Source organism: Klebsiella sp. A-Nf5, assembly GCF_002810545.1.
Classification (GTDB): domain Bacteria; phylum Pseudomonadota; class Gammaproteobacteria; order Enterobacterales; family Enterobacteriaceae; genus Klebsiella; species Klebsiella variicola.
The window spans coordinates 50,547-64,083 of record NZ_PIOG01000048.1 but is presented as its reverse complement, the minus strand read 5'-3'; the positions used below and the strand labels follow the sequence as shown (position 1 = coordinate 64,083).

Below are 13,537 nucleotides of genomic sequence, written 5' to 3'. Positions count from 1 at the left end.
CGGCGAGACGTCAGGCGAGTTTAATTAATACCATGCCGGCCACCAGCAGGATGAGCCCCGCCCAGCCTTTGTTATTCAGGCGCTGACCAAACAGCACCCAACCGGCGGCAATGGTCGCCGCGATACCGAAGCCGCCCCACAGCGCATAGGCGACCGACAGATCGATACCTTTGACCGCCTGCGACAGGGCGCTGAATGCGCCCAGCACCGCCGCCAGCGACAGGATACCGTAGACCTTGCGGCGGAAGCCGTCGGAAAACTTCAAAAAGACGTTGGCAATGATTTCAAGCACAATGGCAATCGCCAGCCAGGCGGCATGGATCCACTCAAACTGCTGCATGGGCCACCTCCTGCTTTGACGACGCTTTTTTCTGGGTGCCGGATTTAATTAAGACGATCCCCACCACAAGAGTGGTCAGGCCGGCGATCTTCAGCGGCGACAGGCTTTCATCAAACAACAGCACGCTGAACACGGTAATCAGCAAAATGCCGATCCCTTCCCATAGCGCATAGGCCACACCCAGGGCAATTTTTTTAACCGCAAAGGCAAGAAAAATATATGACAGAGCAATCATGGCCAGCATTAAAATAAAGCCGGTGTGCCCGCCACTCACGCTTGCCCATTTCATCGACAAGGTGCCGGTAATTTCAGCAACAATAGCTAAAGCTAATAAAATCCAATAAAACATGATCCCTTCTCCTGCTTGAGAATATAATCCATTACCGTTTACGCGAGGCGTAAACAGGAAAATTTCTGACGTAGATTTCGCTGTGCGCTTGGCGCCAGCTCAGGCAGAGAGAAGGTGACTATAGCGCCGAATGCCAGTGCTGCTCGCCGGCAAAACGGGAAAAAGAGAGAGAGACTGCGGGGTGGTTTAAAATATACATCCTGAACTGATTGTCCATAAAATTACAATTATCCGCGGTGTTGCTTCTCGTCCGTTGCGGATGAAAATTGTCCTCAGTAGTTATACACAGGTAAATTTGTAGCATAGTGCTACATTTAATTCAAAGAATTTGCAGTTCTTTACGCCGCCGTTTTGCTTCAATGCGTTTTTTCTGCAAAAAAACGTCATTATGCTAATGTAACGCAACCTGTTAATAGGCAAGGAAGATTGAGGTCGGGACCTATGGCTAAACCCATTATTACACTTAACGGATTAAAGATGGTCATCATGCTGGGCATGCTGGTGATCATCCTTACCGGCATTCGCTTTGCGGCGGACATTATTGTCCCCTTTATTCTCGCCCTCTTTCTGGCGGTGATCATTAATCCGCTGGTACAACTGCTGGTCCGCTGCCGGGTCCCGCGCGTGCTGGCGATCTCGATGCTGATTGGCCTCATCGTCATGCTGGCCATTGTGCTGCTGGCCTCGCTGGGGACCTCGCTTAACGAGCTGGCGCGCACCTTACCGCAGTATCGCAATTATCTCTACGAGCCGATGCAAACCATCGCCCCCTGGCTGCAGCGCATGGGGTTCACCGTCTCGGTGGTGGAGCTGAATAAATACATCGACCCTAACGCGGTGATGACGCTGGTCACCAGCCTGCTCACTCAGCTGTCGAACGCGATGTCCTCGATTTTTCTGCTGTTGCTGACGGTGGTATTTATGCTGCTGGAGGTCCCCCAACTTCCCGCCAAGCTGCAACAGCTGATGTCCCGTCCGGTTGAAGGAATGGGCGCCATTCAGCGCGCCATCGACAGCGTGTCGCATTATCTGGTGCTGAAAACCGCGATTAGCCTGGTGACCGGCCTGGTGGTCTGGGGCATGCTGGTCCTGCTGGACGTGCGCTTCGCCTTTATGTGGGGACTGCTGGCCTTCGCGCTCAACTATATTCCCAATATTGGCTCCGTGCTGGCGGCCATCCCGCCGATCCTGCAGGTACTGGTGTTTGGCGGGCTGTACGAGGCGCTGGTGGTCCTGGCCGGCTACCTGATCGTCAACCTGGTGTTCGGCAACATTCTGGAGCCACGGGTGATGGGACGTGGCCTGGGGCTCTCCACGCTGGTGGTGTTTCTGTCCTTGATCTTCTGGGGCTGGCTATTGGGCCCGGTCGGCATGCTGCTGTCGGTGCCACTGACGATTATCGCCAAAATTGCCCTCGAGCAGACCAGCGGCGGTCAGAGTATTGCTTTCTTATTAAGTGATGTCAGTAAAGAGTAACCCCTTCCCACGGCCGGCCGTGTACCGGCCGGCTTCCTCACCTGCGCTCTCCCCGTAGACCACTACGCCTTTCGTATTATTGATCCCTATCACAAACGGTAAGACCCAATCGTTACTCTAAAGCTAACAATCAGCCGCCGTGCTTAATTGATGCGCAGCGCCACGCATCGCACACTAACTTCCACCAGGACAAACGAAACGATTTGTCGAATCAGGAGGTTAACAATGAATGCTGAACAAACGACGGCGCGGGTCTGGAACCGTCGCCGGACGGAAAAACAGCGGCGGCTGGCCGAAGCGAAGATCGCCGGCAAAGTCATCCCCACTGACCAGCTGGTCAGCGTACTGGAAAATCTGCTCGCCCCGGGCGATCGGGTGGTACTGGAAGGCAACAACCAGAAACAGGCTGATTTCCTCTCCCGCATGCTCGCCGAGGTCAATCCGCAAAAAATTCACGACCTGCATATGATTATGCCCAGCGTCGGACGCAGCGAGCATCTGGACCTGTTTGAAAAAGGCATTGCCCGTAAACTGGATTTCTCTTTCTCCGGCACCCAGAGCCTGCGCATTTCGCAGCTACTGGAAGATGGCCTGCTCGAAATCGGCGCCATCCACACCTATATCGAACTCTACTCCCGCCTGTACGTTGATCTGTCGCCAAACGTCGCGTTGATCGCCGGCTATAAAGCGGACCGTAAAGGCAACCTGTATACCGGGCCAAGTACCGAAGATACCCCGGCGCTGGTCGAAGCCGCCGCCTTCCACGACGGCATTGTCATCGCCCAGGTCAACGAACTGGTGGACGACGAATGCGATCTGCCGCGCGTCGATATTCCCGGCTCGTGGATCGATTACGTGGTGGTCGCCGACAAACCGTTCTTCATTGAACCACTGTTCACCCGCGATCCGCGCCTGATTAAGCAAGAACACATTCTGATGGCGATGATGGCGATCAAAGGCATCTACGCGGAACACCAGGTGCAGTCGCTCAACCACGGTATCGGCTTTAATACCGCCGCCATTGAGCTGCTACTGCCCACCTACGGCGAACAGCTCGGACTGAAAGGCAAAATCTGTAAACACTGGACCCTGAACCCGCATCCGACCTTAATCCCGGCGATTGAGAGCGGCTGGGTGGAGAGCGTGCACTGCTTCGGCGGCGAACTGGGGATGGAAGAGTATATCCGCGCCCGCCCGGATATCTTCTTTACTGGCCCGGATGGCTCGATGCGCTCTAACCGCGCCTTCTGCCAGCTGGCAGGTCAGTACGCGGTAGATATGTTTATCGGTTCGACCCTGCAGGTTGATGGCCTGGCTAACTCCTCCACCGTCACCCGCGGCCGCCTTTCCGGCTTCGGCGGCGCGCCGAATATGGGCCACGACCCGCACGGTCGCCGCCACGCTACCCCGGCCTGGCTCAATATGATCACTGAACCAGACCCGATGCAGCGCGGGAAAAAACTGGTGGTACAGATGGTCGAAACCTTCCAGGCTGGCGTGAAACCGACCTTCGTTGAAACCCTCGACGCGGTTGAGGTGGCGAAAGCTTCCGGCATGCCGCTGGCGCCGGTGATGATTTATGGCGATGACGTGACCCACGTGCTGACCGAAGAAGGTATCGCTTACCTGTACCGCGCGGAGAGTCTTGAAGAGCGCCGGGCGATGGTCGCCGCGGTGGCCGGGATCACCGATATTGGCCTCGGGGTGGACGCCAAACGTGTCGCCGCCCTGCGCCAGAGCGGCAAAGTGGTCTACCCGGAAGATATCGGCATTCGCCGCAGCGATGCCACCCGCTCGCTGCTGGCGGCCGGCAGTGTCGCCGACCTGGTGGAATGGTCCGACGGACTGTACAACCCACCGGCAAAATTCCGGAGCTGGTAATGAAAAATCTCTCTCCCCAACTCGCAGAAAGCCGCGTCAGCTGGCTGGCGCATACCGCCAGCGCGTGTCTGATTGACGAAGCCCGTCTGAGCCCGAAACCGGGTCTGGTCGATAGTCGCGGCAACGGCGCGCATCAGGATCTTAATCTGGACCTGATGGAACGCTCCGCCCGCAGCCTGCAGCCGACCTTTCACGCGCTGGCGCAGCAAAGCTGGCAGCGTCCGGTGGATATCGCCCTGCGCGAAACCGTCGGCCGCCTCGGTCGCGAAGGTGAAGCGCAGATGATGATGGCGACAGGTGGGGTTAACACCCACCGCGGCGCCATCTGGGCGCTGGGCCTGCTGGTCAGCGCGGTGGCGATGTTGGGTGGAGAGGGTCAATCACAGGCGATCGCCGGGACCGCCGCCGCCCTCGCCCGTCTGCCTGACGGCTTCGCGCCGAAAAGCTTTAGTAAGGGGCTGCGCGCCAGCCGCCGCTGGCAGGTGCCGGGCGCACGCGAGGAAGCGCAGCGCGGATTTCCGCATGTTACCACCCTGGCGCTGCCGCAACTGCAGCAAAGCCGGGCGCGAGGCGCCAGCGAGTCGCAGGCGCGCCTTGATGCGCTGATGGCCATCATGACCTCGCTGAGCGATACCTGCGTGCTGTCACGTGCAGGCATGAACGGCCTGCACGCTATGCAGCAAGGCGCTCGCGAGGTTCTGGCGGCTGGCGGTTGCGCCAGCGTCGCCGGTCGCGCCGCGCTGGCGCGCCTTGATGCGCAGATGCTGGCGCAAAACGCCTCGCCGGGTGGCGCGGCCGATCTCCTTGCCGCCACCCTGTTTCTCGACCGGGTTTCCGGCTAACGCATTCAGAGGATGTTATGGAACAGATTACATTGTCATTTCCTGCCAACCGCGCCCTCAGCGGCAAAGCATTGGCAGGGGTCGTAGGTTCAGGCGATATGGAAGTGCTTTATACCGCCGCACAGAGCGCCACGCTCAACGTACAGATCACCACCTCCGTGGATAACAGCCAGGCGCGCTGGCAGGCGCTGTTCGACAGGTTGAACCTGATCAACGGTCTGCCCGCCGGGCAGTTGATTATCCACGACTTCGGCGCCACGCCGGGCGTCGCTCGTATTCGTATTGAACAAGTCTTTGAGGAGGCCGCTCATGCGTAACGATCGCAGCTTTATCGAACTGCGCGCTCGCGAACGCGCCCACGCCCTGCTGGACGACGGCAGCTACCGCGAACTGCTGGATCCGTTTGAAGGCATTATGTCGCCGTGGCTCGGCGCACAGGGCATCGTCCCGCAGTCCGACGACGGTATGGTGGTCGCCAAAGGCACTATCAACGGCCAACCTGCGGTGGTGATTGCCATCGAAGGCACCTTCCAGGGCGGCAGCATGGGCGAAGTCTCCGGCGCCAAAATGGCCGCCGCGCTGGAGCTGGCGGCGGAAGATAACCGCAACGGTATCCCGACGCAGGCGGTACTGTGCCTCGAAACCGGCGGCGTACGTCTGCAGGAGGCCAACCTTGGTCTGGCCGCCATCGCCGACATTCACGCCGCGATTGTCGACCTGCGCCGCTACACCCCGGTCGTCGGCATTATCACCGGTACCGTCGGCTGCTTCGGCGGCATGTCCATCGCCGCGGCGCTGTGCAGCTACCTTATCGTCACCCGTGAAGCCCGTCTCGGCCTCAACGGCCCGCAGGTTATCGAGCAGGAAGCCGGCATTGAAGAGTACGACTCCCGCAACCGGCCGTTTATCTGGAGCATGACCGGGGGTGAAATTCGCGCCGCCAGCGGGCTGGTCGACGCACTGGTTAACGATGGCGTTAATGCCGTTAAAACCGCAATGAATGAGGCAATCGCCAAAGGCATACCGGCCCAGCACCGCAGCGACAACTATGACGATTATCTGCGTCGCTTGAGCCAGTTCGATACCCGCCAGCAGGCGGATACCGCGCAGATTAAACAGCTTTTTGCCCGGGAGGATAAATAATGAGTCAGTTCCCAAACCGCGCCGCGCTGTGGCTGAATAAACTGGCGCCTGACGCGCCGCTGATGAGCGGGCTGTGCCCGTCGGTACAGGTCGCAGATGGCCAGATTGATGGCGAAAGCGTCCGCTTTATCGCCGTGGTGCCTGACGCCAACAACCACTACCCGCGCGCGGCCGGCGGCGAAGTCGGCCTGCTGGAAGGCTGGACGCTGGCGAAAGTGGTCAACGAAACCATCGCTGCCGACGCCGACCAGCCTGTCAAACGGCCAATCGTGGCAGTGATTGATGTCCCGAGCCAGGCCTATGGCCGCCGCGAAGAAGCTTTCGGCATCCACCAGGCACTGGCCGGAGCCGCGGGCGCCTACGCCAAAGCCCGTCTTGCCGGCCACCCGGTGATTGGTCTGATTGTCGGAAAAGCGATGTCCGGGGCGTTTCTGGCCCATGGCTACCAGGCCAACCGCCTGATCGCCTTTAACGATAGCGGCGTGCTGGTTCACGCCATGGGTAAAGAATCGGCGGCGCGTATTACCCTGCGCACCATGGAGGCGCTGGAAAAACTGGCGGCTACCATTCCGCCGATGGCCTACGACGTCAGCAACTATGCGACGCTCGGCCTGCTCTCCGCCCTTTTGGATATTAATAATCCGGATGCCCCTGACGACCACGATCTGTCGTTGGTCAGCAACACGCTGCGCGACGCCATCGCTGACGCGCGCAAAGATACCTCGCTGAAGTGCCGCCTGGGCGCGGAAAACCGCCGCAGCTCACAACGGGTTCGCGATCGCATGCGCGCCAGCTGGTAAGACGTTCGTACGTAAGTAGTAGAAGAAAACCTGCCGGAAGTCGTCCCCCGGAGCGCGGAACAAGCGCTCCGGGAAGGGACGGCTTTTAGAAAAAATAACAATCGCGCCAGTACTCTATTTTATTTACAGGTGATTTATGACTTATGTGATTATTCATGCTCTCGCGCCCATTTTCGTTATCATGCTGCTGGGTTTCTGGGCCGGAAAGGCCGGGATGGTAGATAACAAAAACGTCTCGCTGCTTAATATTTTTGTAATGGATTTTGCCTTACCCGCCACGCTGTTTAGCGCGACGGTACAAACGCCGTGGGCCGGTATCGTCGCCCAGTCGCCGTTGGTGCTGGTACTGACCGGCGCGATGTGGATCACCTATGCCGCGATCTACTTTCTCGCCACCAGCGTGTTCAAACGCACGCCGCAGGATGCCGCGGTGCTGACCCTCACCGTCGCCCTGCCGAACTATGCCGCGTTAGGTCTGCCGATCCTCGGCAGCGTGCTGGGTGAAGGCGCGTCAACCTCGCTGTCGGTGGCGGTCTCTATCGCCTGCGGTTCGGTGCTGATGACCCCGTTCTGCCTGCTGATTCTGGAACGTGAAAAAGCCCGCGCCGCGGGTGAAAACAGCGGTTCTACGCTGGCGATGCTGCCAGTGCTGATGTGGCGCTCGGTGAAAAAACCGATCGTCTGGGGCCCGCTGCTTGGGGTGGTGCTTTCCGCTATCGGCATCAAAATGCCGGAAATGCTGCTGGCCTCCATCAAACCGCTGGGCCTGGCCGCCACCGCTGCCGCGCTGTTCCTCACCGGGGTGATCCTGTCGGCACGTAAACTGCAGCTCAATGCGCTGATCGCCACCTCCACCATCGTGAAACTGCTGGTGCAGCCGTTTATTGCCTGGGGTCTGGTGATGCTGCTGGGTCTGCACGGATCCATCGCCATTACCGCGATCCTGATGATTGCCCTGGCCGCCGGCTTCTTCGGCGTGGTCTTCGGCAACCGTTTCGGCGTCCAGTCACCGGATGCTGAAGCCGTGCTGCTGTTGAGCTCGGTTCTGTGTATCCTGTCGCTACCGCTGTTTATCTCTTTGACTTCAGGACTGTAAACCATGTCATCAACGCCGCGTCCCCACGATTTAATCTGGTTAAACCACGCCAGCGCCCTGGAGGCTATTGCCGAGCCGTGGGTGGCTCAGCAGTGGCGGGCCGCGCTGCCGGTGGTGGTGAGACGCGACGTTGATGACCACTCCCGCATCCCGGTTGGGGTACGAGGCATGAAGCGCGAGCAGCGCGCCGCCGGTTGGGTACAGGCGCACAATATCGTGCGCAGCGTCACCCCGGAGATGCTTGTTGATCGTGAGGTCTTACTCCATTCGCCTTTTGTTTCGCAGCCGCCGGTCCAGGCGGCTATCGCCCTTACCTTGCACAACTGGCCCTGGCGCTGGGGCGTCACCGGCAGTACCGGCTACGCGCTGGCAACCGAAATCCCGGTACTGCATGGGGCAAGCGATCTGGATCTGCTGATCCGCGCGCCGCAGCTGCTGGACCGCGAGGCATTGCTGGAATGGCAGGCCCGCGTGGCCCAACTACCGTGCCGCGCCGATACCCAGATAGAAACACCGTATGGCGCCTTCGCCCTTAATGAGTGGCTGCGCGATGGCCGTGCGCTGCTGAAAACATCCCATGGCGCACGCTTAACCGCGACGCCGTGGCACAGGGAGGAATGATGAAAATTTTGTTTACTTTTCCCGGTCAGGGCGGCCAGCGGCCAGCCATGCTGGCGGCCATCCCCGACCGCGAAAATATCTTCGCGCAGGCGCGCGAAGTGCTGGGAGATGAAGTCGATAGCCTCGATAGCGCCGCAGCGCTAAAACACACCCGTGCGGTACAGCTCTGTCTGCTGATCGCCGGCGTGGCCTGGGCGCGCGAGCTACAGCGCCAGGGCGTTAATCCGCAAATGGTCAGCGGCTTGTCAATCGGCGCCTTTCCCGCCGCGGTGATCGCCGGCGCGCTCGATTTCGCCAGCGCGCTGCGCCTGGTGGCGCTGCGCGGTGATTTAATGGAGCAGGCGTATCCTGAAGGTTACGGACTGACGGCGATTATGGGCCTGACCCGCCCGCGGGTTGAGGCGCTGATGCAGGGCCACGAGGTTTATCTCGCCAACCTCAACGCCGAAACGCAGATCGTGATCGCCGGGCGCGATGAGGCGATGGCCGAGGTGGCGCAGCTGGCGCTGCGGGCTGGCGCCAGTAAAGCCCAGCGGCTGGCGGTCAGCGTGCCCTCGCACTGCGCACTGCTGGATAAACCCGCCGCAGCGCTGGCAAAAGCCTTTGCCGATGTCACACTGACGCGGCCTAAGTGCGCCTATTTAAGCGGCTCGACGGCGCGCGTGCTGTGGGATCCGCAGCGGATCGCCGACGATCTGGCGATGAACATGGCGCGCACCGTACACTGGCAGGAGGCGATGATCGCCGCCGATGAACGCGACGCCAGGCTGGCAATCGAGATGCCGCCCGGCGGGGTGCTCACCTGCCTGACTCGCCAGGCGGGCTGGCGCGGCGAGACCATTTCGCTGGAGCGCAGCGGCGTAGACGTCGCTCGCCATCTGGCCGAGCGGCTTAGCGATTAATACTGCGGGCGTACATCCGCCCTTCCGCCGCCAGCGCCAGCAGGTCGGCATCGCGCTCGCGGTGGTGCGAATAGACGATAGAGATCAGCTGGCGCATCTGATAGGGTTCCGCCAGCTTTAACAGCTGCACATCGTTTTCGTAAACCTTCTTCATGCGCCCCGGCAACAGTGCAAACCCGACGCCTGCCTGCACCAGGCTTATCATCGAAAAGATATCATTCACCCGGGTCACAATTTCCGGTTCAAAACCGGCCACCTGAAAGGCCTCCTGAAATCCGGCATAAGTCGCAAACCCTTCCGCCAGCGAGACAAATTTACGATCGGCGTAATCGCGCAGGTCGGCGAGCTGAGTGGTATCCAGCTGTTCCGTCGCCGGCGCGGCGAGGAAGATATCATCTTCAAACAGCGGCACTACGTCGAAAGCCGAATTATTGTATTCGCCTTCATTGGTGGCGATTAAGATAGCGTCAAGGGCATCGTCCTCCAGCATATCCAGCAGCATCTGGTTGGAGCCCATGGTCAGATCCAGCTCCAGCTCCGGGCGACGCAGCTTCATCCCCATAATGATGCGCGGAACAGTTTCCAGCGTCAGCGAATAGAGGGTACCGATGCGCAACCGTCCCTGACCGACGCCGGCGACTTTACGCGTCGCCTCAAGCCCACGGCTCATCAGACTCATCACATCCTGGCAGTATTCGAGCAGCGTCCAGGCCGCCTGCAGCGGCAGCAGGTTGCGCCCTTTGTGGACAAACAGCGGGCAGCCGACCCCCTCTTCGAGCGTATGCAGCGCGCGGTGAACGCTAACGCTGCTGAGCTTCATGGCTTCGGCGGTTCTGGCGATATTGCCCTTCGCCATAAACATCATAAAGACCGACAGTTTGCGGAAGGTGATCTCCTGGTTGATATCGTCTTTCATAGCCCTTCCACACTCCTGGTTATCGTTTTTCTGCAGTAATTCAAGGCAGTATAACAATAACCCTCACGTCCGTTTTGACCGCAACCGCTAATTATCGTCAATATCCCCCGCGTTGTCGGTTCGCTTACTCGCCAGCCGGGAAATCGACTTGTCTCTATGAGCTCAATTCATTAATCGACGCGCCGATGGAGCCACGCCAAAAGCAGGCTGGCGAGCGTAAAAGCGGCCATGATCCACGCCATCGTCCACGGCGTACCGTCGTGGAGCCATGCCAGCAACAGCGAAGAGATAATGCCGCTGCCATACTGCAGCGAGCCGATCAGCGCCGAAGCGGAACCGGCATATTCACCGGCCTCATCCAGCGCCGCGGCGGTTGAGGTGGCGGCAATCACCCCATTCATTGAGAAGAACAGGAAAATACTCACCACAATCAGCGCCACGCCGCCGATATGCAGACGCACGCCGGCTGCCAGCACGACGACGGCAATCGCCGATACCGCCAGCGCCGCCTTCAACAGCGAACCTAACGCATGGCGCTGCACAAGACGACGATTGACCACGCTCATCAGCATAACCCCAACGATATTGACCGCGAACAGCCAGCCGTAGTGCTGCGGCGCAACGCCGTAATAGCGAATATAGACATCCGGCGAACCGGTGATAAAAGCGTAAGCCGCGACGTAAAAGAAAGTCAGACTGAGGGTATAACGCATAAACGTCCGGTTTTTTACCAACGCGGCGTAATTGCGAAACGCGCTAAGCGGCGATCCTTTCTGCCGACGCTCTGGCGGCAGAGTTTCCGGCAGCCAGCACAAGGCGATAAACATCAGAGCGCCAATCACCACCAGCAGCCAGAAAATAGTGTGCCAGCTGGTGAATTTAATCATCTGCCCGCCGATCAGCGGCCCGGCAATCGGCGCAATCGCCATCACGATAGTCAGCGTCGAGAGCATCTGCGCGGCGCGGGTACGAGCAAACAGATCGCGAACCATCGCCCGCGCCAGCATCGGCCCAGTGCAGGCGCCAAGCGCCTGAAACACGCGCCAAAAGACAATCTGATCGATGGTGGTCGACAGTGCGCAGCCGGCGGAGCCGATAATAAATAGCACCATGCCGATGAACAGCGGCGTGCGACGCCCCAGCCGGTCGCTTATTGGCCCCCACACCAGCTGCGCCAGCGCAAAGCCAATCAGAAATCCGGTGATCGTCAGTTCGGCATCGCCGTGCAGTTGCGCGGCCATCATCGGCATGGCCGGCAGATAGATATCGGTGGAGAGCGAAGTAAAGGCCATCAGGCCGCTTAAAATCAAAATAAAAAGCGCCCCGCTGGTGGCGCGCTGATGCGATGAAGTCATTATGGTATCCGTTAAGGAGAGGAAAGCGGTGAAGTGCCTGGCTATTTTAGCCGTTTCGGGGTAACGGATAATCCCCGGAAATCATAACAGGGTTATGAGCATCATTCATAAATAGCGGCAGGGAAATGTGGATGTAAAAAAGGGAAGACCGTGGTCTTCCCTTTTGTTCACTGCACGAATGTGCTTTTACAGCGCCATATCGTGCTGCGGCGAGGCGTCGCGCTGCGGTTCAGCCGGTTTGGCGGTCGCGGTTGGCGCAGCCGCTGGCATCTGGATCACCGGCGGCTTAGTCAGCTGCAGCGCCGCGGCGGTGTCATCCCATACCTGCTGGGTCAGCGCCACGTTACCGTTCAGCTTCTGACCGTAGCTCGGCACGATAGCGTGAATACGGCTCTGCCACTCCGGCGAGTTAAACTGCTGCGGGAACATCTGCTTGAGTACGTTCAGGGTGATCGGCGCGGCGGTGGAAGCCCCCGGCGACGCGCCGAGCAGCGCAGAAATCGTTTTCTGCTGATCGACCACCACTTCGGTACCCAGCTTCAGAACGCCGCCCTTCTCTGCGTCTTTCTTAATGATCTGCACGCGCTGGCCGGCCTGGATCAGCTTCCAGTCTTCTTTACGCGCGTCCGGGTAGTACTCTTTCAGCGCAGCGAAACGGTCATCATCACTGAGCATCACCTGGCTGACGAGATATTTCACCAGATCGAAGTTGTCGAGACCGACGTGGGTCATCGGCAGCACGTTATCGGTGGTGGTGGTGCTGAGCAGGTCAAAGAACGAACCATTTTTCAGGAACTTGGTCGAGAAGGTGGCGAATGGCCCGAACAGCACCACGCGCTTACCGTCGAGGTAACGAGCGTCAAGGTGCGGCACCGACATCGGCGGCGCGCCGACCGAAGCCTGACCGTAGACTTTCTCCAGATGCTGCGCGGTGACCGCCGGGTTCTCGGTCATCAGGAACGAGCCGCCCACCGGGAAACCGGCATAGTTATCCGCTTCCGGAATACCGGTTTTCTGCAGCAGCTTCAGCGCGCCGCCGCCGGCGCCGATAAAGACGTATTTGGCGTCAATAGTCTGCGCTTCCCCGCTCTGCACGTTCTTGATCGTCACATGCCAGGAGTTGTCGGCATTGCGTTTGAAATCGGTCACCTCGGAGGAGGTTTGCAGGGTGAAGTGGTTATTTTTCTTCAGGCTGCCGATCAGCTGGCGGGTAATTTCGCCGTAGTTGACATCGGTACCCACCGGCGTCCAGGTGGCGGCCACTTTCTGCTGCGGATCGCGACCTTCCATCACCAGCGGCGCCCACTGTTTAATTTGCGCGTGATCGGTGGAGAATTTCATTCCCTGGAATAAGGTGGTCTGCTGCAGCGCGTTATAACGTTTTTGCAGGTAATCGACATTATCGCCCCACACGAAACTCATATGCGGTGTGGAGTTAATAAAGGAGTGCGGGTCGTGCAAAATACCGCGTTTCACCTGTGCCGACCAGAACTGACGGGAAATCATAAACTGTTCGTTAATATCCAGCGCTTTGCTGACGTCAATCGACCCGTCCGCCCGCTCCGGGGTATAGTTCAGCTCCATATTCGCTGAGTGGCCGGTACCAGCGTTATTCCAGCCATTGGAAGATTCCAGGGCCACGCCGTCCAGTTTCTCCACCATGGTCAGGTTCCAGTCCGGCTGCAGCGCCTGCAGCCAGGTGCCGAGCGAGGCGCTCATGATCCCGCCGCCAATCAGCAGGAAGTCGGTTTTTTTAGAGGTATCCGCTTCAGCATGCGTCGCCGCGCTGACGAACATTGCTAATGCGGTAAAGGAA

Annotated in this window: 14 protein-coding genes; 9 read left to right on the top strand and 5 right to left on the bottom strand. The window is 59.2% G+C overall.

Annotation, left to right across the window (positions count from 1 at the left end; genetic code table 11):
* Nucleotides 1-10 precede the first annotated feature (10 nt).
* Entirely contained in the window at nt 11-340 is a 330-nt protein-coding gene (gene kpnF / locus CWM53_RS05980) for a multidrug efflux SMR transporter subunit KpnF (protein ID WP_061154707.1), read from the bottom strand.
* Nucleotides 327-689 (bottom strand): multidrug efflux SMR transporter subunit KpnE, encoded by a 363-nt coding sequence (gene kpnE, locus CWM53_RS05975; RefSeq protein WP_008805029.1) that lies wholly within the window; start codon nt 687-689, stop codon nt 327-329. Before kpnE ends, kpnF begins: the two co-directional genes overlap by 14 nt.
* Nucleotides 690-1,130: 441 nt before the next feature.
* Between kpnE and CWM53_RS05970 the strand changes: the two genes are divergently transcribed.
* The 9 genes from CWM53_RS05970 (at nt 1,131) to mdcH (ending at nt 9,450) form a co-directional block, all read left to right on the top strand.
* Nucleotides 1,131-2,165 (top strand): AI-2E family transporter, encoded by a 1,035-nt coding sequence (locus CWM53_RS05970; RefSeq protein WP_008805030.1) that lies wholly within the window; start codon nt 1,131-1,133, stop codon nt 2,163-2,165.
* A gap of 225 nt (nt 2,166-2,390) precedes the next feature.
* Nucleotides 2,391-4,046 carry a malonate decarboxylase subunit alpha gene (gene mdcA / locus CWM53_RS05965; protein ID WP_100680144.1) on the top strand — a complete coding sequence of 552 codons (1,656 nt, stop codon included), beginning with the start codon at nt 2,391-2,393 and terminating at the stop codon, nt 4,044-4,046.
* On the top strand, nt 4,046-4,888 hold the full coding sequence (locus CWM53_RS05960) for a triphosphoribosyl-dephospho-CoA synthase (protein ID WP_100750731.1): 843 nt from the start codon (nt 4,046-4,048) through the stop codon (nt 4,886-4,888). Before mdcA ends, CWM53_RS05960 begins: the two co-directional genes overlap by 1 nt.
* A 17-nt stretch (nt 4,889-4,905) precedes the next feature.
* Nucleotides 4,906-5,205, top strand: a complete 300-nt coding sequence (gene mdcC, locus CWM53_RS05955) for a malonate decarboxylase acyl carrier protein (RefSeq protein WP_012541865.1) — start codon at nt 4,906-4,908, stop codon at nt 5,203-5,205.
* Nucleotides 5,198-6,031 (top strand): biotin-independent malonate decarboxylase subunit beta, encoded by an 834-nt coding sequence (locus CWM53_RS05950; protein ID WP_100729869.1) that lies wholly within the window; start codon nt 5,198-5,200, stop codon nt 6,029-6,031. The genes mdcC and CWM53_RS05950 overlap by 8 nt, the downstream gene beginning before the upstream one ends.
* A complete protein-coding gene (gene mdcE, locus CWM53_RS05945) occupies nt 6,031-6,831 on the top strand; it encodes a biotin-independent malonate decarboxylase subunit gamma (RefSeq protein WP_100729868.1) in 801 nt (266 codons plus the stop codon). Before CWM53_RS05950 ends, mdcE begins: the two co-directional genes overlap by 1 nt.
* Before the next feature lie 136 nt (nt 6,832-6,967).
* A complete protein-coding gene (locus CWM53_RS05940; RefSeq protein ID WP_012541868.1) occupies nt 6,968-7,927 on the top strand; it encodes an AEC family transporter in 960 nt (319 codons plus the stop codon).
* A gap of 3 nt (nt 7,928-7,930) precedes the next feature.
* Nucleotides 7,931-8,548 carry a malonate decarboxylase holo-ACP synthase gene (locus CWM53_RS05935; protein WP_100750730.1) on the top strand — a complete coding sequence of 206 codons (618 nt, stop codon included), beginning with the start codon at nt 7,931-7,933 and terminating at the stop codon, nt 8,546-8,548.
* A complete protein-coding gene (gene mdcH, locus CWM53_RS05930) occupies nt 8,548-9,450 on the top strand; it encodes a malonate decarboxylase subunit epsilon (RefSeq protein WP_100729867.1) in 903 nt (300 codons plus the stop codon). Before CWM53_RS05935 ends, mdcH begins: the two co-directional genes overlap by 1 nt.
* Here the strand turns inward: mdcH and CWM53_RS05925 are convergent.
* The 3 genes from CWM53_RS05925 to mqo form a co-directional block, all read right to left on the bottom strand.
* Nucleotides 9,440-10,366, bottom strand: a complete 927-nt coding sequence (locus CWM53_RS05925) for a LysR substrate-binding domain-containing protein (RefSeq protein ID WP_063105627.1) — start codon at nt 10,364-10,366, stop codon at nt 9,440-9,442. The genes mdcH and CWM53_RS05925 overlap by 11 nt on opposite strands.
* Nucleotides 10,367-10,536: 170 nt before the next feature.
* Nucleotides 10,537-11,721 carry a multidrug effflux MFS transporter gene (locus CWM53_RS05920; RefSeq protein ID WP_032732935.1) on the bottom strand — a complete coding sequence of 395 codons (1,185 nt, stop codon included), beginning with the start codon at nt 11,719-11,721 and terminating at the stop codon, nt 10,537-10,539.
* Between the two features lie 186 nt (nt 11,722-11,907).
* The gene (gene mqo / locus CWM53_RS05915) at nt 11,908-13,518 is read right to left on the bottom strand and encodes a malate dehydrogenase (quinone) (protein ID WP_232556436.1); all 1,611 of its coding nucleotides are present in this window, start codon (nt 13,516-13,518) and stop codon (nt 11,908-11,910) included.
* Between the last annotated feature and the right edge of the window lie 19 nt (nt 13,519-13,537).

Coding starts and splice junctions, on each gene's coding strand:
- mdcH (WP_100729867.1), top strand. CDS start 8,548: ATGAAAATTTTGTTTACTTTTCCCGGTCAGGGCGGCCAGCGGCCAGCC.
- kpnE (WP_008805029.1), bottom strand. CDS start 689: ATGTTTTATTGGATTTTATTAGCTTTAGCTATTGTTGCTGAAATTACC.
- CWM53_RS05950 (WP_100729869.1), top strand. CDS start 5,198: ATGCGTAACGATCGCAGCTTTATCGAACTGCGCGCTCGCGAACGCGCC.
- CWM53_RS05970 (WP_008805030.1), top strand. CDS start 1,131: ATGGCTAAACCCATTATTACACTTAACGGATTAAAGATGGTCATCATG.
- mqo (WP_232556436.1), bottom strand. CDS start 13,518: ATGTTCGTCAGCGCGGCGACGCATGCTGAAGCGGATACCTCTAAAAAA.
- CWM53_RS05940 (WP_012541868.1), top strand. CDS start 6,968: ATGACTTATGTGATTATTCATGCTCTCGCGCCCATTTTCGTTATCATG.
- mdcA (WP_100680144.1), top strand. CDS start 2,391: ATGAATGCTGAACAAACGACGGCGCGGGTCTGGAACCGTCGCCGGACG.
- mdcC (WP_012541865.1), top strand. CDS start 4,906: ATGGAACAGATTACATTGTCATTTCCTGCCAACCGCGCCCTCAGCGGC.
- kpnF (WP_061154707.1), bottom strand. CDS start 340: ATGCAGCAGTTTGAGTGGATCCATGCCGCCTGGCTGGCGATTGCCATT.
- CWM53_RS05935 (WP_100750730.1), top strand. CDS start 7,931: ATGTCATCAACGCCGCGTCCCCACGATTTAATCTGGTTAAACCACGCC.
- CWM53_RS05925 (WP_063105627.1), bottom strand. CDS start 10,366: ATGAAAGACGATATCAACCAGGAGATCACCTTCCGCAAACTGTCGGTC.
- CWM53_RS05960 (WP_100750731.1), top strand. CDS start 4,046: ATGAAAAATCTCTCTCCCCAACTCGCAGAAAGCCGCGTCAGCTGGCTG.
- CWM53_RS05920 (WP_032732935.1), bottom strand. CDS start 11,721: ATGACTTCATCGCATCAGCGCGCCACCAGCGGGGCGCTTTTTATTTTG.
- mdcE (WP_100729868.1), top strand. CDS start 6,031: ATGAGTCAGTTCCCAAACCGCGCCGCGCTGTGGCTGAATAAACTGGCG.